20 protein-coding genes and 1 other RNA gene are annotated in these 17,478 nt (G+C 60.3%); 11 read left to right on the top strand and 10 right to left on the bottom strand.

The annotated features are described in order from the left end of the window. Positions 1-88: 88 nt before the first annotated feature. The 7 genes from ACEWPJ_RS14215 to recR all read left to right on the top strand — a co-directional run bounded on the left by ACEWPJ_RS14215 (position 89) and on the right by recR (position 6,862). A complete protein-coding gene (locus ACEWPJ_RS14215; RefSeq protein WP_416513769.1) occupies positions 89-2,068 on the top strand; it encodes a bifunctional 2',3'-cyclic-nucleotide 2'-phosphodiesterase/3'-nucleotidase in 1,980 nt (659 codons plus the stop codon). Positions 2,069-2,232: 164 nt separating this feature from the next. Next, an RNA gene (ffs, locus tag ACEWPJ_RS14210) (signal recognition particle sRNA small type) lies at positions 2,233-2,331 on the top strand. Between the two features lie 223 nt (positions 2,332-2,554). After that, a complete protein-coding gene (gene rsgA, locus ACEWPJ_RS14205; protein ID WP_416513768.1) occupies positions 2,555-3,592 on the top strand; it encodes a ribosome small subunit-dependent GTPase A in 1,038 nt (345 codons plus the stop codon). 38 nt (positions 3,593-3,630) lie between these two features. Continuing rightward, positions 3,631-3,993: a YidH family protein gene (locus ACEWPJ_RS14200; RefSeq protein ID WP_416513767.1), complete on the top strand. Its 363-nt coding sequence runs from the start codon at positions 3,631-3,633 to the stop codon at positions 3,991-3,993. Positions 3,994-4,056: 63 nt separating this feature from the next. Continuing rightward, positions 4,057-5,817, top strand: coding sequence for a DNA polymerase III subunit gamma/tau (locus ACEWPJ_RS14195; protein WP_416513766.1), 1,761 nt, complete (start codon positions 4,057-4,059; stop codon positions 5,815-5,817). 12 nt (positions 5,818-5,829) lie between these two features. After that, positions 5,830-6,174, top strand: coding sequence for a YbaB/EbfC family nucleoid-associated protein (locus ACEWPJ_RS14190; RefSeq protein ID WP_416513765.1), 345 nt, complete (start codon positions 5,830-5,832; stop codon positions 6,172-6,174). An 88-nt stretch (positions 6,175-6,262) separates the two neighbouring features. Continuing rightward, positions 6,263-6,862 (top strand): recombination mediator RecR, encoded by a 600-nt coding sequence (recR, locus tag ACEWPJ_RS14185; protein ID WP_416513764.1) that lies wholly within the window; start codon positions 6,263-6,265, stop codon positions 6,860-6,862. 45 nt (positions 6,863-6,907) lie between these two features. Here the strand turns inward: recR and ACEWPJ_RS14180 are convergent, their stop codons facing one another. After that, on the bottom strand, positions 6,908-8,080 hold the full coding sequence (locus ACEWPJ_RS14180; RefSeq protein WP_416513763.1) for a type III PLP-dependent enzyme: 1,173 nt from the start codon (positions 8,078-8,080) through the stop codon (positions 6,908-6,910). A 303-nt stretch (positions 8,081-8,383) separates the two neighbouring features. Between ACEWPJ_RS14180 and ACEWPJ_RS14175 the strand changes: the two genes are divergently transcribed. Beyond that, positions 8,384-8,791: a DUF6636 domain-containing protein gene (locus ACEWPJ_RS14175; RefSeq protein ID WP_416513762.1), complete on the top strand. Its 408-nt coding sequence runs from the start codon at positions 8,384-8,386 to the stop codon at positions 8,789-8,791. A 97-nt stretch (positions 8,792-8,888) separates the two neighbouring features. Next, positions 8,889-9,533, top strand: coding sequence for a hypothetical protein (locus tag ACEWPJ_RS14170; protein WP_416513761.1), 645 nt, complete (start codon positions 8,889-8,891; stop codon positions 9,531-9,533). Between the two features lie 95 nt (positions 9,534-9,628). Here ACEWPJ_RS14170 and ACEWPJ_RS14165 read toward each other — a convergent pair whose 3' ends face one another. Beyond that, positions 9,629-10,375, bottom strand: a complete 747-nt coding sequence (locus tag ACEWPJ_RS14165; RefSeq protein WP_416513760.1) for a DUF1013 domain-containing protein — start codon at positions 10,373-10,375, stop codon at positions 9,629-9,631. Positions 10,376-10,498: 123 nt separating this feature from the next. On the opposite strand from ACEWPJ_RS14165, the gene ACEWPJ_RS14160 reads away from it, so the two are divergent. Beyond that, positions 10,499-11,140 carry a ribonuclease T2 family protein gene (locus tag ACEWPJ_RS14160; RefSeq protein ID WP_416513759.1) on the top strand — a complete coding sequence of 214 codons (642 nt, stop codon included), beginning with the start codon at positions 10,499-10,501 and terminating at the stop codon, positions 11,138-11,140. A 57-nt stretch (positions 11,141-11,197) separates the two neighbouring features. Here ACEWPJ_RS14160 and ACEWPJ_RS14155 read toward each other — a convergent pair whose 3' ends face one another. From ACEWPJ_RS14155 to ACEWPJ_RS14145, 3 genes are all read right to left on the bottom strand, one after another. Beyond that, positions 11,198-13,207, bottom strand: coding sequence for a hydantoinase/oxoprolinase N-terminal domain-containing protein (locus tag ACEWPJ_RS14155; protein WP_416513758.1), 2,010 nt, complete (start codon positions 13,205-13,207; stop codon positions 11,198-11,200). Between the two features lie 81 nt (positions 13,208-13,288). Then, entirely contained in the window at positions 13,289-14,278 is a 990-nt protein-coding gene (locus ACEWPJ_RS14150; RefSeq protein ID WP_416513757.1) for an NAD(P)H-quinone oxidoreductase, read from the bottom strand. Beyond that, positions 14,275-14,970, bottom strand: a complete 696-nt coding sequence (locus ACEWPJ_RS14145; protein WP_416513756.1) for a COQ9 family protein — start codon at positions 14,968-14,970, stop codon at positions 14,275-14,277. The genes ACEWPJ_RS14150 and ACEWPJ_RS14145 overlap by 4 nt, the downstream gene beginning before the upstream one ends. Positions 14,971-15,083: 113 nt before the next feature. Between ACEWPJ_RS14145 and rpsU the strand changes: the two genes are divergently transcribed. After that, positions 15,084-15,290, top strand: coding sequence for a 30S ribosomal protein S21 (rpsU, locus tag ACEWPJ_RS14140; RefSeq protein WP_416513755.1), 207 nt, complete (start codon positions 15,084-15,086; stop codon positions 15,288-15,290). 96 nt (positions 15,291-15,386) lie between these two features. On the opposite strand, the gene ACEWPJ_RS14135 is transcribed toward rpsU, so the two are convergent. The 5 genes from ACEWPJ_RS14135 to ACEWPJ_RS14115 all read right to left on the bottom strand — a co-directional run bounded on the left by ACEWPJ_RS14135 (position 15,387) and on the right by ACEWPJ_RS14115 (position 17,382). Continuing rightward, on the bottom strand, positions 15,387-15,698 hold the full coding sequence (locus ACEWPJ_RS14135) for a YciI family protein (RefSeq protein ID WP_416513754.1): 312 nt from the start codon (positions 15,696-15,698) through the stop codon (positions 15,387-15,389). 61 nt (positions 15,699-15,759) lie between these two features. Next, positions 15,760-16,074: a hypothetical protein gene (locus ACEWPJ_RS14130; RefSeq protein WP_416513753.1), complete on the bottom strand. Its 315-nt coding sequence runs from the start codon at positions 16,072-16,074 to the stop codon at positions 15,760-15,762. A 19-nt stretch (positions 16,075-16,093) separates the two neighbouring features. After that, positions 16,094-16,525 carry an SRPBCC family protein gene (locus tag ACEWPJ_RS14125; RefSeq protein ID WP_416513752.1) on the bottom strand — a complete coding sequence of 144 codons (432 nt, stop codon included), beginning with the start codon at positions 16,523-16,525 and terminating at the stop codon, positions 16,094-16,096. Continuing rightward, complete coding sequence (locus ACEWPJ_RS14120) at positions 16,522-16,848, bottom strand: ArsR/SmtB family transcription factor (RefSeq protein WP_416513751.1); 327 nt, start codon at positions 16,846-16,848, stop codon at positions 16,522-16,524. Before ACEWPJ_RS14120 ends, ACEWPJ_RS14125 begins: the two co-directional genes overlap by 4 nt. Positions 16,849-16,923: 75 nt before the next feature. Then, positions 16,924-17,382, bottom strand: a complete 459-nt coding sequence (locus ACEWPJ_RS14115) for an Lrp/AsnC family transcriptional regulator (RefSeq protein ID WP_416513750.1) — start codon at positions 17,380-17,382, stop codon at positions 16,924-16,926. Positions 17,383-17,478 lie beyond the last annotated feature (96 nt).

Below are 17,478 nucleotides of genomic sequence, written 5' to 3'. Positions count from 1 at the left end.
CTGGCCAATCGGATCGCCCGCCGCTACCGTCAAGCTAACGTCATGCGACGACCCTATTACTCTGGCAACCAAACCTTGGGGGGAAACCATGACCTATAAACCAGCAACAGTACTCAATCGCCGACATTTCCTTGCCGGCGGCATGGCGGGAGCGACCTTGTTCACACTCCACCCTTTCTCCGTGCACGCGGCCACCAACCAAGCCCACCTGCGGATCATGGAAACCACCGATTTGCACGTCCACGTCTACCCGTATGATTATTATTCGGACAAACCAATCGACACGGTCGGCCTGTCCCGCGTTGCGTCGATCATCGACGAAATCAAGGCAGAGGCGACGAACGCGCTGCTATTCGACAATGGCGACTTTTTGCAAGGCAACCCGATGGGCGACTACATCGCCTATGAACGCGGGATGAAAGAGGGCGACATGCACCCGGTCATCACCGCGATGAACACCGTGGGGTTTGACGCGTCGACCCTTGGCAACCACGAATTCAACTATGGCCTTGATTTCCTGATGAAATCGCTCGCAGGGGCCGACTTCCCCATCGTATCCGCCAACGTGCTGCGTAAAAAGGGCGCCTCTCCGCGCGAAGATGAAGGGCTGCTGAAACCCTACTCCCTGATGGACCGCACCGTGACCGATGGCGCAGGCGAGGAACACGCGATCAAGGTGGGCATCATAGGCTTTGTCCCACCCCAGATCATGAACTGGGACCGCAAGCACCTTGAGGGCAATGTCGAAGTCCGTGACATCGTCGAAGCCGCCCGCGCCTGGGTGCCTGAGATGAAAGAGGCCGGCGCCGACATCATCATCGCGCTCAGCCACTCCGGCATCGCCGACGCGGAAGAGAAAGAGGGGTTGGAAAACGCCTCTGTCGCTTTGGCTGCCGTCGAAGGCATCGACGCGATCCTGACCGGGCACCAGCACCTTGTCTTCCCAAGCGATCGGTTCGAGGGTCTTGCCGGGGTCGACACCGCCACCGGTACGCTGATGGGCAAACCCGCCGCGATGGGCGGCTTCTGGGGCTCACACCTTGGGCTGATCGACCTGATGCTAGAACGCGACGGCGACGGCTGGCGCATCGCGGCGCATGAAAGCACGACGCGCCCGATTTCCCAGCGAAACGAGGATCGCTCAATCACGCCATTGGTCGAGGACGCGCAATACGTGCTCGACTCTGTTGCGCAGGAACACGAGGAAACGCTTGCTTATGTGCGCCGTGCCGTTGGGAAGACCGACGCACCGCTTCACAGCTACTTCGCCCTCGTCGCGGATGACCCATCGGTGCAGATCGTTTCCATCGCGCAGGAGTGGTATATCGGCGAAATGATGGAAGGCACGGAATATGCGGGCCTGCCGATTCTCTCCGCCGCTGCCCCGTTCAAGGCCGGCGGTCGGGGCGGCCCAGAATACTACACCGACGTGCCGGTCGGTGATGTCGCGATCAAGAACGTGGCCGATCTTTACCTCTACCCCAACACCGTCCGCGCGGTGAAGATCAACGGCGCGCAACTCAAGGACTGGCTCGAACGCTCCGCCGGGATCTTCAATCGGGTGACACCTGGCGAAGCGGATCAGCTACTGCTGAACCCCGACTTCCCCAGTTACAACTTCGACGTGATCGACGGCGTCAGCTACCAGATCGATATCAGCCAGCCGTCGAAATTCGGCCCGAAAGGCGCACTTGAAAACCCTGACGCAAACCGGATCACCAACCTGACCTACAACGGTGAACCCGTGACCCCCGATCAGGAATTCGTTATCGCAACGAATAACTATCGCGCCTCTGGCGGTGGGGATTTCCCCGGTGCCGACGGCTCTACGATCATCTTTGAAGGGCCGGATACCAACCGCGATGTAATCGTGCGCTATATCGTCGAACAGGGCACGATCAACCCGAAGGCTGACTCCAATTGGTCCTTCGCACCGTTGCCCGACACCAGCGTTGTGTTTGAAACCGGACCAAAGGCGCAGGACTACATTGATCAGGTCGAAACCCTCGAAATCGAACCGGCAGGCGACGGCCCCGAAGGCTTCGCGCTGTTCCGTATCAGCCTCTGACCCATAGCATCCGGGCGCGGCAACCACTCGCGCCCGGCTTTCATCTTTCCACAAATATCCAAATCCTGAGCCGCGTCAGCGGCGAGGGTAACCATAACTCCGCTTGCCCCGAACAACCAATCCACCATCTTGCGAATCCGCCAGCCTTCCCCTACATACCAAGGTGAGAGGTTGGCGCGGGCAGGCACCTCGCCAACCCGGTCAGGTCCGGAAGGAAGCAGCCGTAACGAGCCTCGCTTGGGTCGTTGTCCAGCCTCTCACCTAAGCAATAACGGCCCCAAAAGCCGTTATGCGAAGCCCGGCAGACCTTTTGCGAAGCAAAATGTCGAGAGGGTCAGCAACGGAACGGGAGGGACTTCATGATTGTCACATACATCCCTCAGGCCGGATTCTAGCGGACAAACCCGCCATCCTGCCTGAACACACGCAGATCGCGCCTGCATGGGCGGTGCGATATGCCCAGTTGTTCCGTTGACAGGAAATCTAATGTCTCACACGCTTTCCGACCTCGGCTGGTCGGCCCACTTCATGATGCAGCTCTCCGTGGAAGAACTTGAAACCTATACCCCTGCCCGCATTACCTCCGTCCACCGCGCCGCGGTGGAGGCGCTGACCGAATCCGGCCCACGCACGCTGGTCACTCCCCCCGATCTGCCCACGTCCGGGATCGCAGTCGGCGATTGGGTGATGATCGACGACAGCGCCCTTGTCATCCGACTGCTCGACCGCCTCACGACCCTCTCCCGCCGCGCCTCTGGCGAAGATGCGCGCCAGCAGCTGCTCGCCGCCAATGTCGATACGCTTTTCATCGTCAGTTCGTGTAACGCCGACTTCAACCCGGCGCGGCTGGAACGTTACCTCGTGCTCGCTGAAAGCGCGGGCTGCCAGCCGGTGATCGTGCTGACCAAACCCGACCTCTGCGACGACGCTGACCGCTATGTCGCACAGGCTGAAACCCTCGCCCCAGCGCTTCCCGTCCTCGCGCTCGACGCCCGCGACAAGGATCAGGCGGCGCGGCTGTTCGACTGGTGGCGCAAGGGGCAAACCGCAGCGCTGCTCGGCTCCTCCGGCGTAGGCAAGTCGACCCTCACTGCGACCCTGACGGGACAAGCCCTGCTGACCCAGGACATTCGCGAGGATGACGCGAAAGGCCGCCACACCACGACCGCCCGCAACCTGTATCCCGCGACACACGGCGGTTGGCTGGTTGATACACCAGGTATGCGTGCGCTCAGGCTCCACGACGCATCCGATGGGATCGATGCGGTCTTTGCGGACCTCACGGAATTGGCCGAAGGTTGCAAGTTCCGCGATTGCCAGCACGACACCGAACCCGGCTGCGCGATACAGGCCGAAATCGCCGCCGGACGGCTCGACCCCGCCCGCCTGCGCCGCTGGCAAAAGCTCGAACGCGAAGACGCCCGCAATAGCGAAACGCTGGCCGAATCCCGCGCCCGTAACAAGGCGCTCGGCAAATTCTACAAACGCCATCAGGACGAAGCAAAGAACCGAAAGGGCCGGTGACCGTTGCGCCCCCTCAATCCACGCCCTAACGTTTCCCTATGGGCGAACGCGAAGACATGGCCGAAGACCGCACCGATTGGGCAGAGGATCGCACGATCCTCGCCAATGAACGCACCTTCGCTAGTTGGATGGGTATGGGCATGGGCGCAATCGGCGTCGCGGTCGGCCTGAAAGCGGTCTTTGGCGAATTTGAACCGACCTGGGCGGCCAAACTGGTCGCCTCGGTTTTTCTGTGTATCGCAATCCTGATCTTCTGGGCCGCGCGCCGTCAGGCCCGAAAGACCTACGATCGCCTTGACCGCAACGATGCCGAAGCGACCCCGACCAAGAACTTCACTGGGCTGGCGATTGCCATGACCTTCGCCACGCTTTGCGTCGGCGCAATCCTCTGGAGCCTCTAGAACCGGTGGACGCCACGCGCCTCTGCCAGTAGGTTTTGCCAATGTCACGAATCCGAGGTCGCAATGTCCAAGCCTGACGATACCGGCTATCAGGTGCTCGCCCGCAAATACCGGCCCGAAACCTTTGCCGATCTTGTCGGTCAGGATGCGATGGTGCGCACCCTGAAAAACGCCTTTGCCGCCGACCGTATCGCGCAGGCGTTCATCATGACCGGCATCCGGGGCACCGGCAAAACCACGACCGCGCGGATCATCGCCAAGGGCATGAACTGCATCGGCCCCGATGGCGAAGGTGGACCGACGACAGACCCGTGCGGCGAATGCGAACATTGCGTCGCCATCATGGAAGGCCGCCATGTCGATGTGATGGAGATGGACGCCGCCAGTCACACGGGCGTTCAGAACATCCGCGACGCGATCATAGAAACGGTCAGCTATCGCGCCGCCTCGGCCCGTTACAAGATTTTCATTATCGATGAGGTTCACATGCTGTCGACCAGCGCGTTCAACGCGCTGCTGAAGACGCTGGAAGAACCCCCCGCCCATGTGAAATTCATCTTCGCCACGACCGAAATCCGCAAGGTGCCCGTCACCGTCCTGTCGCGCTGCCAGCGGTTCGACCTGCGCCGGATCGAACCCGAAGTGATGATCGCGCTTCTGCGCAAGATCGCCGATGCCGAAAAGGCCGAAATTACCGACGACGCGCTCGCCCTCATCACCCGCGCCGCCGAAGGCTCCGCCCGTGACGCGCAATCGCTACTGGATCAGGCAATCTCGCATGGCGCAGGCGAGACGACCGCCGATCAGGTCCGCGCGATGCTGGGCCTTGCGGATCGGGGCCGTGTGCTCGACCTGTTCGACATGATTATGAAAGGCGACGCCGCCGGGGCGCTGACGGAACTGTCCGGCCAATATGCCGATGGGGCCGATCCGCTCGCCGTGCTGCGCGATCTGGCTGAGATCACCCATTGGATCAGCGTCATCAAGATTACCCCCGAAGCGGCCGAAGACCCCACCGTTTCGCCCGATGAACGCGCCCGTGGCCGTGCCGTCGCCGACGACCTTCCAATGCGCGTCATGGCCCGGATGTGGCAAATGTTACTGAAAGCACTGGAAGAAGTCGCCCACGCCCCGAACGCCATGATGGCCGCCGAAATGGCCGTGATCCGCCTGACCCATGTCGCGGACCTGCCCTCGCCCGAAGACCTTGTGCGCAAGCTGCAAAACACGCCGCCCCCGCCGACACCAAGCGGCGGCGGCGCGACGCCTAACGGAACAACCACGCAAGGCGGCCAAGCGGCCCCGCGCGCCACGTCCTCCGCCCCAAGCGGCGGCGTGCAGGCATCCGGTGCGGCGACCGCCCTCGCCGTTGCGCCCGAAAACGCCCTTGCCCGCTACGCCCAGTTCGATCAGGTGGTCGCCCTGATCCGCGCCAACCGCGACGTCAAGCTACTGGTCGAGGTTGAAACCTGCCTGCGTCTCGTCAGCTACACCCCCGGCCGTATCGAATTCCAGCCGACCAATGATGCGCCCGGCGACCTTGCCCAACGGCTTGGCCAAAAGTTACAGGGCTGGACCGGCGCGCGCTGGGGCGTCAGCGTCGTTGGCAACGGTGGCGGCACGACGATTGCCGAAGACCGCGACGCCGAAGGCGAAGCTCTGAAATCCGAAGCCCGCGCCCATCCGCTGGTTCAGGCCGTTTTTGACACCTTTCCAGACGCGGCAATCACGGATATCAGAACAGCCAAGGAAATCGAAGCGGACGCGGCAGCCGAAGCATTGCCAGAGGTTCCCGATGAATGGGACCCGTTCGAAGAAGACTAGGAGAGAGACATAATGTTTAAAGGTCTGGGCCAACTCGGCGACATGGGCAAAATGATGAAACAGGCGCAGGAACTGCAAGGCAAGATGGCCGAAATGCAGGACAGCCTCGCGTCGATCACCGTCACCGGTGAAAGCGGGGCGGGCATGGTCAAAGCCACTGCGACAGCGAAGGGTGAATTGACCGGGCTCGACATCGACCCGTCAATCTTCAACGCCGATGACAAGGAAGTGGTCGAAGACCTGATCCTCGCCGCGATCAAGGACGCGCAGGCAAAGGCGCAAGCCCGTAGCGAAGAAGAAATGCGCAACCTGACGACATCCATGGGCCTGCCGCCAGACGTGAAACTGCCGTTTTGATGCGGCAACCGCCCCACCATTTTTCAAAAATATCCCTGCCGGAGGCTCAAAATCTCTGGCGGGTCGCGATCAATATCACCGACGTCCGATGACCGACGCCCCCCGCGACATCGATCACCTGATCGACATGATGGCAAAACTGCCGGGCCTCGGCCCCCGCTCTGCCCGTCGCGCGGTGCTGCACCTCATCAAGAAGCGTGGCATGTTGCTGACCCCGCTGGCCGATGCCATGCATCAGGTCGCCGTGACCGCACGCGAATGCCTGACCTGCGGCAATATCGGGACCGAGGAAAAATGCGACATCTGCCGCTCTCCCAAACGCGAAATCGGTGAGATTTGTGTCGTCGAAGATGTCGCCGACCTCTGGGCGATGGAGCGCGCGCAGGTGTTCAAGGGCCGTTATCACGTGCTTGGCGGCACGCTGTCCGCGCTCGACGCAATCGGGCCGGAAGAACTCCGCCTGCCCAAGCTGCTCGACCGGGTTCGTGATGAAAACGTGACCGAAATCATCCTCGCCCTCAACGCGACAATCGACGGCCAGACCACCGCCCATTACATCGCGGATCAGTTCGACGGCAGCGAGGTGCGTGTCACCTCGCTCGCCCAGGGCGTCCCGATTGGGGGGGAGCTTGACTACCTCGACGACGGCACGATCAGTGCCGCGCTCAAGGCCCGTAAATCAGTCTGACCCCGACGCCCTCCCTGAACGCCGGGGGCAGCCTCCTCCCGCGTTTCAGATCGCGATAACGTCAAGCGGCGGGAAACCGTTGAACCCCACGGACGAGTAGCTTGAGGTGTAGGCACCACAGTTGCGGATGATGAACCGGTCACCGGATTTCAACCCCAGCGGCAGCATCACCGGGCGCTTTTCGTAAAGCACGTCGGCACTGTCGCAACTCGGCCCGGCCAGGATGCAGGCACCCATGTCTTCGTGGTCGCGGTCGGTGATGAACTGATAGCGGATCGCCTCGTCCATCGTTTCCGCGAGGCCGGAGAACTTGCCGATATCAAGATACACCCACCGGTGCAGGTCGTTGTCGGATTTCTTGGACACCAGCAGAACCTCGGCAGCAATCATGCCGGCCTCTGCGACCAGCCCGCGGCCCGGCTCCGCCATCACGCGCGGCACGTCGCCGAACCGCTCGGCAACCAACGCCATAACATCCGCCGCGTAAACCGTCGGGTGCGGAATGTCGTCGCCGTAAAACGCCGGAAAGCCCCCGCCGATGTTCAGCAGGTCAAGGTCAAACCCCGCCTCGATCGCCGCGCTCCAGACCGACGCCACCTGATCCAGCGTCACTCGCCACATCGCCGCCCGCCGGGTTTGCGACCCGACATGGAACGAGAATCCAACCGGCTTTAGCCCCAGGTCCCGCGCATAGCCCAGCAGCCCCAACGCCTTGTCCCGCGCACAGCCGAACTTCCGCGACAGCGGCCAGTCGGCCTCCGACGCATCGACGATCAGGCGGATGTAAACCTCTGCCCCCGGCGCGTGCTCTGCAATCTTCTCAAGCTCTTCTTCCGCGTCCGCTGCGAACACCGCGATCCCCGCCTGATGTGCAAACGCAATGTCCGACGCCCGCTTGACCGTGTTGCCGAAAGAAATATGCTCCGGCGCAGCACCAAGGCTCAGGCAAAGCTCGATCTCGCCCCGCGATGCCGCATCGAAACGCGACCCTTGCGCGATCAGGGTCTCGATGATCTCCCGCGTCGGGTTCGCCTTGACCGCATAATGCACATGCGCCCGGCCCAGCCCCGCCTTCAAAGCGCGGTAGTGTTCCGCCACAATCGCCGTATCCAGAACCAGCGTAGGCCGGTCAAACGCGGTCGCCCGGATGTAGTCGTGGATGCGGGAAGAACGGTCAGCGACAGCGCCGCCGACAAGGCCGGTTACGAAAGCGTTCATGGTCATCTCCAATAGACCCGGCCATTGTGCGGAGATTCCGCCCGAGACCGCTCAGTTCCAAGGGAGACGTTACCGTCGCTACGTAAACACGGAGGTGCGTGACCATCGGCCAGAGGCGCGTGCGTTGGCGTCTATAAGCGCGCATTTAGGGCCGAACGCAGAGTCGCGCAAGACTTATTTTCGAGGGCCGGGGAATTTTCTAGTCCGCTCCGCAACCTCGCGACCACAACCAGATGACAGCACACCCTTGGGCCACTATCATGACTGCATTGAAAGTCATTTATTTATTGAGAGGGATTTAGCATGTTGCGCCTTATTTTCTTGATGATAACGGCAACCGCCTCACCTACAATCGCGGATGTCTGGACGTTTGAAACGCCATCGGAAAACATCCAATGCGTCGTCGGTGAGGGTGTCAACGGCGCCGACCTTGAATGCACGATCATCGAACATCACAGCGCACCTGCCGCACCGCGCCCGACCAATTGCACGTCGGATTGGGGGCACAGCTTTCTGATGTTCGACACCGGGCCGGTCCAGATGATCTGCGGGCCACTAAACCGCAACCGCGACGGGTTCGAGCGTGCGGAATACGGCGTCACCGGGCAATTCGGCGGCATCACCTGCCATTCCTCAAGGAACGGCCTTGAATGCCGCAACAGCGATGGGCATGGATTTTTCCTTTCAAGGGCACGTCAGACTGTTTTCTGACGGCGTCCAACACGATGGCCCATCTGCGCTTGCCACTCGCCACAACTTTTGATTGACTGAATTTTGAGTTCGACAGTCACTTGGGTGAGTTAAAATATTGAATCATAGATTATTTTTCGCTTCTGCGGTAACGATTTACTCCCTTGCGGTCGGCAACGCCCAAGCCGACGAAGCCCTCGACACCCACTGGGACGACTGCCGGAAAACCAATACCTGCCGCATTGAATTTGATCATTTGGCGACCCAAGAAAGCGATCCGTTTATGTTTCTGGGCCGCGTCATGGACAACGAACAAGCGCGATGGCGGCAGTTTCGCCGGGCCATTCATGAATATCCGGATGTAGAACGCTGCCTGGTCCGCACCGAATGGAACAGAAGAGAACCGAACCTGCTGCTGATTGATTGGGACCGAACAGGAACCGGACGCGGTGCCGAGGTCTGCCTGTTTCGGATCGCGCGCAGCCTTGGGAATCTTGAGAGGCTTCAGCAGTGGTTGGTGTATCACGGGTTTGAGTTGAGCGAACTCCACAAATATCGAGGTGAAGATTATGTCGTTCGCTACGAAACACAGCCAGTTTCACATATGTCGGCCTACTGGGCGACAGAACGATACAGGGAAAGAAATCCCTCATGGATTCGAGCCCTAACGGGGTTTGATCCCCTTCTGAGATACGAAGTCGTATTCAGGTTTTCAGAAACCAATCAAGTTGTTGAGGTATCAGTCGTCACAGCCACGAAATAGAACCGAATGGGGGTGCCCCACGAAACAGATCCCCGCAAACAGAAGAACCCCGGCCAACCGACCGGGGTTTTCGAATTCCGCAGCGGACGCGCGACCTATTTGTCGTCTTCGTCCTCATCTTCATCGCTGTCCGGCAGGTTAAAGAAGCTGTCCGCGTCGACCGGCTTCTCCCGCTCTTCCGGCTTGTCTTCGCTGAGAGTGAAGGTCTCCAAACCCTCAATCGCCGTGGGGATTTTCGGCTCGGAGTCCATCTCAAGCGATTGCTCGGTCGATACCAGCTTGCGCCGTTCGTCGTCCGACATCACCTCACCCTCGCGGGCCTTTTTCGCAGCGGCTTTCTGCACAACGGCGTCAAGCTCCGATTGCTTGCAAAGGCCCAGCGCGACGGGGTCAATCGGCTGAATATTGTTGATATTCCAATGCGTTCTTTCACGGATCGCCTGAATCGTCGGCTTCGTCGTGCCGACAAGTTTTGAGATCTGGCCATCGGTCAGTTCGGGATGGAATTTCACCAGCCACAGAATAGAAGCCGGGCGATCCTGACGCTTTGACAGCGGGGTGTAGCGTGGACCACGGCGTTTTTCCTCGCCCTGGGCGGCGGCGTAGTATTTCAGCTTCAGCTTATGCAGCGGGTCTTTCTCGGCTGCGTCGATCTCTTCCTGCGTCAACTGGTTGTTCGCGATCGGGTCAAAGCCCTTCACGCCGGCTGCAACGTCGCCATCGGCAATCCCTTGCACTTCCAGTTCGTGCAGCCCCGCGAAGTCCGCGATCTGCTTGAAGCTGATTGTGGTGTTGTCCACCAGCCAAACGGCGGTCGCTTTTGCCATGATCGGTTTGGACATTGCTTTCTCCTTTAAACACGTCTTCCCCGCGCCCTTGAGGGGGCAGCCCTCGCGCGGGCGGGTTCTCGTTGTCGGGGAACTTGGCGGCTGTATAGTGCCGATACGCGAAAGAGGGAAGAGGAAATGCGCCTGATTACGCAGTCTTTGTTGGTTCTCGCGCTTGGCGTCGGGTTGGCCCGCGCTGACGGTGAAACAGCGGGCGAGTTTGACTATTACGTCCTGTCGCTGTCTTGGTCGCCCAATTGGTGCATCCGCGAAGGTGATGCGCGGGACGCGGATCAATGCGATGCGCGGCATGACTTCGGGTGGATTCTGCACGGACTCTGGCCCCAGTATGATCGGGGTTGGCCAAGCTTTTGCCCAACACGCCACCGCAACCCATCCCGTTCCGACACCCGCGCGATGGCTGATATCATGGGCTCTTCCGGCCTTGCGTGGCATCAGTGGCAGAAGCACGGGCGATGCTCTGGCCTGTCCTCTGACGCCTATTTCGCACTGTCGCGTGAAGCTTACGCCACCGTCACCCACCCCGATGCCTTCCGCCGCCTGAAGCAACCGATCCGCCTGCCAGCCTCTGTGGTTGAGGAGGCGTTTCTGGCCGCGAACCCGAACCTCTCGGCAGGCCAGATCACGATCACCTGCAAGGACGGCGGCATACAGGAAGCCCGGATTTGTCTCACCCGTTCCCTTGAGTTCCGGGACTGCGGCGCGGATGTTCAGCGCGACTGCAACCTTAACCGTGCAACGATGGACGTGATCCGGTAGCACGCTTTCATCTTTCCATAAATATCCCCGCCGGAGGCACTAATCTCTTATCGCCGCTCACCCAATCGCAATCCGGGGGCGGCCAGACGCGGTGACGATCACGTCGGCCTCAAGCAACGTATCGACCCCTTCCTCACCCGTCCGCTGAAACGTCCGCTCTACGCTGATGCGCACGTCTTCCGCCCCGGCGGCAAGTGCACCGGCCTTCGCGGCTTCGGTCAAATGCGTCTCAAGACATTCCAGCGCCGCGTTTTCGGTGCCGAAATCCACGCCGCCATCGGGCAAGTGGGCGCGATATTGCGCCTTGGCGGGCACCGTAACGATCCCGGATTCCCGGATGCTGATCTGCCCGACAATCGCGCCGAGGGCATTCGCGATTTCAGCGTGTTCGGGCAGGATCATCTGCGTGCGCAGCCGTTCCCCCACCGCCGGGTAATAGGCGTGCGCCGACGCGCCAAGACCGACGACGGGGATGTTCAGACGGATATCGGCGGCGATCAGGCCGCTATGTCCAGCAATCCCCTTCAGCAGCAATTCATGCCGGGCGAGCGCCATCGGATCACCGGTAAACCCGTCGTCATCATCAAACGTGGCCTCCAGCAAAACGGTGCTGGTCTGATCGGTCAACTGGCGAAGGATGGCTTCGGCCAATGCCTCCGCCGACGCTGCCATCGGATCGCCCAGCTTGCCGCGGCTGCGGGCGAACAGACGCAGGGCTTTCGTCGCCGCGTCCGTATCCCATTCCGCCATGCCACCCAGCACATGGCTCGCATCCGTTGGTGTGATGGCGGACATCTGGACCAGCCCACGTTCGACAAGCCGTCTTAGCGATGCGATCTCCATCCGGCTGTTCAGAAGGCCCGTCAGCGGGTAGCTGCGGTCGCTAATCCGGGCGAGCAATGCGGCCTCCCTCTCCGACAAGCCGGCCACTTGCGGGTCCACCCGTAAGACCGGAACGACAAAGCGCCCGTCGGAATCTGTGTTCACATCTGCCGCAAGCTGGCGGTCGAGCGCGTCGTGCACCATCGCGGGCGCGTTGTGGGCGGTCAGCGCAATCGGGATCACCCGTTGCGGGCCGAGGAACAAGCCATCGCCCAACCCGACCGAGATTGCATGAACCTCACTATCACCGCCAAGACCGCTTGTGCGCATCGCGACGGCTTCGACCATCGTTCTGAATCCACCGACCTGCGCACCGTTGGGGTCAATCGTCGGTTTTCCGTCCCGCAGCAGGGCAACGTCGGTGGTCGTGCCGCCAATGTCGGACACCAGCGCGTTGCCTTCCCCGGTCAGCCATTGCGCCCCGACGATAGAGGCGGCGGGGCCGGACAGGATCGTTTCAATCGGGCGGCCGCGTGCCATTTCGGCGGAGATCAACGCGCCGTCGCCGCGAACAACCATCAGCGGGGCGGTGACGCCGAGCGTGTCCAGCAACCCTTCGGTCGCGGAAATCAGATGGTCGATCATACCGATCAGACGCGCGTTCAGAACGGCGGTCATCGCCCGCTTAGGCCCATTCAGCTTTGACGACAGGTGGTGCGAGCAGGATACCGGCTTGCCCGTCAGCTCCGCAATGATCGCCTGCGCTTCAAGCTCATGCGCTGGGTTACGGGTTGCGAACGCCCCGGCAACGGCGAAGCCTGAAATCTGGCCACCATAGGTCGCGAGCCAGTCGCGCAATGCACCCGTATCAAGCGGCGCGACCGCGTTGCCCGCATGGGTATGCCCGCCCGAAAGGCGCAGCGCCGGATCGCCCTTCAGCGCGTCGGACAACCCCTGCCGATTCAGATCCTTTTCGTCAAACCCGATGAAGATCAGCGCAACGCGCCCGCCCTGCCCCTCAACCAGCGCGTTGGTGGCAAGCGTTGTCGACAACGACACCAGCCCGATATCGGAAGCCGCCGCCCCGCTTTCGTCCATCACCCGCGCAATCGCGTCACCAACGCCGAGCGCGAGGTCATGGCGCGTCGTCAGGGATTTTGCCTTGGCCACCACATCCGTTTCATCGCGCAGCAGCACGGCATCGGTATACGTCCCGCCCGTATCTATCCCCAGCATCAAGGCCATGCGTCGTCCTCGTCTTTATTGCGATGGCCTTATGGCTACATTTTGCGGGACGTGTCAGGCGAAAACCGACACCAAGGCCCGCTATCCGACCTTCAGAACGATCTTTCCGATATGGTCAGAGCTTTCCATCCGCCTGTGCGCCTCTGTCGCGTCTTCCAGCGGAAACTCCGAATCCATAATCGGGCCGATACGGCCCTCCGACAGCAATGGCCAGACCTGTTCGCGTAACGCATCGGCAATCCGCGCTTTCGCGAGGTCGGATTGAGGCCGCAGGGTAGAACCCGTGACGGTCAATCGCCGCGCCATGATCTGGGCAAAGTTCACCTCCGCCTTCGGGCCGGACAAGAACGCGATATGGACCATGCGCCCCTCATCCGCGAGAGTTTTTATGTTGCGGGGAATGTAATCGCCGCCGACCATGTCAAGGATCAGATTCGCACCGCCTTCGGCCCGGACGATCTCTGCGAAGTCTTCGGAGCGATAGTTGATCGCCCTTTCCGCCCCCAATTCACGGCATACCCGGCATTTTTCATCAGACCCCGCGGTCGTAAAGACCCGCGCGCCGAAATGATGTGCAAGTTGGATCGCGGTCGTGCCGATCCCCGATGATCCGCCGTGGACCAAAAACCTTTCCCCCGCCTGCAAACGGCCACGCATGAAGACGTTGGACCAGACGGTGAAATACGTCTCTGGCAAGCACGCGGCCTTGTCCATCGACATTCCATCCGGCACTGGCAGCGCGTGGGCGGCTGGGGTCGTGACGTATTCCGCATACCCGCCGCCCGGCAGTAAGGCGCAGACCGCGTCGCCCACAGCCCAGCCCGTGACACCCTCGCCAACTGCGGCGACTTCGCCAGCGCCTTCCAACCCCGGCAGATCGCTTGCCGTGGGGGGCGGAGCGTATGCGCCAGCGCGTTGCAAGGCGTCGGGGCGATTCACCCCGGCATAGGCCAAGCGGATCAGCAATTCGCCATAACCCGGCTTTGGCACAGGGCGGTCCACCGTCTGCAAAACAGACGGATCGCCGGGTTTGGTGATTTCAATAGCGCGCATCGTCTTCGGCGTGGTCATTCGGTGTTTGTCCTTTCATCGGTCCAGGTGCCCGGCACATCGCGCATCGGTCCGGCCGTCGGCGCGCGAATCTGCCCAAGCGTTGCGTCGATCAATGGGCCGACCAGCGGCAGTTTCTGCACGTTTGCCTTCACCTTTTCAAACTGCATCACGTTATCGATGCGCCGATCCAGAAACGCCCAAGTCGCGCTGTCGCCCTCGGTTTGATCGCCAAGCCAGAACAGAACCGTCGCACCATAGACCGCAGACAGCGTCGCCCGTTTGCTATACCAGTTCACATCTTCGGACGTGTCGCCAAGCGCGGTCCAGATTTTATCCACCGTGCCCCAGATCAGCCTCGCCCCGTCGGGCGCATGCTGGGGCAGCGAAAACAGCGACGTGCCGCGCCGGACGAGTTCCTTATCCTCAACCGCTTCCAACCGCAGTTGCACGGCCCGCGCGATCCGGTCGCGAAAGCGCATATCGCTTAAATCCTCTTGGGCGAGCGCATCGACCATAGCGCTATCACCCGCCTCGTGGAACGCGATGGCCAGATCGACCGCACCGCGCGGGCAGACAGATGTCGCAAGGTCCATCGCAATATCCGCGTCCGCCGCGGCGGCGCGAAATGTCTCCTCCCCCCAACCATCAAAGGCGACATGCGGCAGCGCCGCTTGCAACAACTTGGTTTTCACCGGGTTTTCGGGTGTCATCACATCCCCTTCCACTGTTCATCCGCAGTAGTAGACAAAGCCAAAGCGCTTTGCTATACGGCGGCTTCCTGCAATCTATTGCAACTTTAACTTAGGAAGGTGGTGACAACCACATGCAGGTCAGTGTTCGCGACAACAACGTCGATCAGGCGCTTCGTGCCCTGAAAAAGAAGCTGCAGCGCGAAGGTGTCTTTCGTGAGATGAAGCTTCGTCAGGCGTATGAAAAGCCGTCCGAGAAAAAAGCACGCTGCAAGGCCGAAGCAATTCGCCGTGCACGCAAGCTGGCTCGGAAGAAAGCACAGCGCGAGGGAATGCTCTAAGCGCCGCTTTCAAAGAACCTGGGCAGTTTCGATTGCCAAAAAACGACCCCCGAGCCATCGCCCGGGGGTTTGTTTTTTCTAAGGCAGGCGGTTTGCCTACATCTGCATCATTTCCGCGACCTCAACGGTCGCTTCGGTCTTGAGGCCGGGGCAGCCCTTGGCCATTTCAACGGCGGCGTTCTGATCGCTCGCTTCAACGACAATAAAGCCGGAAATCGGGTTTGGCCCGCCATCATCCGCGACGCCAGACTGGCTGACCGTGCTGGATTTTCCGACCGGCGCGCCCGGATGCACGAGGGCGCTGCCCATTCCTTCCATCCACGCGCCCCATTCGGCCATGACCTTGGCGCTTTCTTCCGGGGTGTCGGGCATACTTCCGCCATGAAAGGCAAAGACAAAATTCGGCATGATAAAGGCTCCAATCCTATTGGTTTCTGAAAAGGCGCGGGGTCGTTTGGCGGCAGGTGATCTACATGTCGATCACATGCACCTCTGCCACTTCGACGGTTCCGTGTTTCAGGATAGGGCAACCCTTCGCCATGTCGCAGGCCGCGTCGATCGTGTCGGCCGACACCACGGTGTAGCCTGATACCGGGTTCGCGCCACCGCTATCCTCAACACCATCTGCGCTGACGGTTTTTGACATCCCGACGGGATTACCGGGATCGACGACCGCAGACCCCATCTGTTCAAACCAAGCGCCCCAGGCGGCCATTTCCTTGGCACCTTCTTCTTCGGTCTCCGGCATTTTGCCGCCGTGGTAAGCGAATACGAAATTTGGCATTTTATCCTCCCGTTGGTTGTTATTCGAAACAGCGTTCGAGTTTTTTGATCGAAGACGTCCAGCCAATGTTATGGTTCTCGACGCTTTCCTCATCGACAAGCTTCTGATGCGTCAGCCTAAACCGCGTGCGATCGTCACCATCGGCCTGAAGTTCGATCATAACATGGCTTTCATGGCCACGCGCATCGTTTTCGTCGTGCCAACCCCATGTGAAGGCGACGAGGTTCGGGCGCTTGACTTGCGTGACTTGGCCGCTGACCTTGTATTCATTGCCTTGCTGGCTTTTCATCGTGGAATCCCACGCACCGGTGCTGGTCAGATCAAGGTTCCCGTTTGAAACATTGGTCCCTTCCGGCCCCCACCACTTCATCAGATGTTCGGGCTGTGTCACGAATTCAAAGACCTGTTCAATCGGGGCTGCGAATGTGCGTTCAATTTCCAAGACGGTCATTTCCGGTCCCTCTCTGCCATCAAGGCGTGTTCCAGACGGGCAAGGCTGCCATCCCAGAATGCTCTGTGCCGCTCAACCCAATCGCTGATGCCCTGCATCGTATCGGAGCGTATCGAATAAATGCGCTGCTGCTTTTCCGCCCGTCGATCAAGCAACCCGGCGTTACGCAACACGTTCAGGTGCCGCGAAATCGCGGGGGCCGACATATCAAAGCCGGACTGAAGCTCTCCGGCGGAAAGCTCCCCTTCAGCCAGCAACCGTTCGACAATTGAAAACCGCGTCGGGTCGCCGAGGGCGGCGAACATTGTTGTCAGGTCTTGCATTGGCTTCCATTAATTTGCATTTCCGTTAATTAACTTATAAGCTAATTAAAGTCAACGGTAAGTCGGAAGCAACTTTCAGATCGGAAGCGCCGTCGTCTTGAACACCGTTCGTAGTGCAAAAGACGAGTGCATCTGCGTGACCCCCGGAAGCCGGGCAAGGTAACGGCGGTGTATCTGGGCGAAATCCTCAGTGTCTTGCGCGACGACCTTCAACAGATAATCCGACTTTCCGGCCATCAGGTGACATTCAAGAACCGCGGGGATTTTCGCAACCTCACGCTCAAACGCTTCAAGCACTTCATCCGTTTGACCAAGCAGCGCAATTTCAACAAATACGGTCGATGGGCATTCAACCTTGCGGGGGTCCAGAAGGGCAACGTAATCGCGGATATAGCCGTCCGCCTCAAGCCTTTGAACGCGGCGGTGGCAGGCCGAAGGGGATAGATTGATTCTCTCTGCCAGATCGGCATTCGACATACGCCCCTGCTTTTGAAGCTGAATCAAGATTCGGCGGTCTATACTGTCGAGTGACATCCTTGCGCACATTCCTTCTATATCTGTGGTATTTCTTCGAAGTATTACCCAAACACGCCGTCTGAAACCACCGTTTTCCCCAAGCAATTGCATTTG

The organism is Aliiroseovarius sp. YM-037, from assembly GCF_048060095.1.
Lineage (GTDB): Bacteria > Pseudomonadota > Alphaproteobacteria > Rhodobacterales > Rhodobacteraceae > JBLUOA01.
Note: the sequence above shows the minus strand (reverse complement) of the source record. Positions and strands in the feature narration are given on the sequence as shown.